Origin of the sequence: Enterobacter sp. LM3 (assembly GCF_046622475.1) — a bacterium.
In the GTDB taxonomy this organism is placed as follows: domain Bacteria; phylum Pseudomonadota; class Gammaproteobacteria; order Enterobacterales; family Enterobacteriaceae; genus Enterobacter; species Enterobacter cloacae_P.
Genome location: NZ_JBJURN010000059.1, coordinates 1 through 689 on the forward strand (window position 1 = coordinate 1; position 689 = coordinate 689).

Annotated in this window: 1 protein-coding gene; it reads right to left on the reverse strand. The window is 61.0% G+C overall.

The features are described from left to right. A partial coding sequence (locus ACJ9N4_RS20915) for a type VI secretion system Vgr family protein (protein ID WP_411500801.1) occupies positions 1 to 689 on the reverse strand: 689 nt, incomplete at both ends.

Sequence of the window (689 nt, forward strand, 5' to 3'; positions counted from 1 at the left end):
CTGCCCGGTTTCGGCGACGCCGGGTTCTGCTGCGCCTGGAACAGCCACGCGTTTGGCTTGCGGAAGTCATAGTCATCAAGGCTGTAAATCCCCGGTGTGACGCTGTCCTCCAGCGCCCACTGGCCGATACCTTCTTCGTCGGTACTGCCGCCTGACGGCGTCTGGTGATAAGGGATCACCTCGTAGCCGCTGTACGGCTGATGCTGCGTGGCGGCATCGGTCAGGACCAGGGTGTGTTTGTCGGCTTCATGGCTGAAGTGCCAGGCAATCCCTTCCAGCTCCATCAGACGGCTGATAAAGTCCAGGCTCGACTCCTGATACTGCACGCAGTAGTCCCACACCCGGTAGCTGCCGGTGAGCTTGTCTTCCATGTTGACCTGATGCTCACCCAGCAGGGTTTTCACAATCTGCGGCACCGTCTGCCCCTGGAAGATACGCAGGTTACGGTCGCGCTTCATCGGCCACAGATCCGGCTCCACCGTCAGCTGATACACCGCGTAACGGGTTCCGGTCAGCTCAATAGCGCTGACGGCCACGCGCGTGATCTTCCCGTTGATATAGCGGGAGGTGAGCAGGTTTTGCGTCGGGATGGTTACCGTGACCGGCTGACCCAGCAGTTTGCTGCGGTCAATGCGCGCATCCGTGCCAAGCAGCGTCAGCGTCAGGGCGAACGACTCGGACATCGCCTC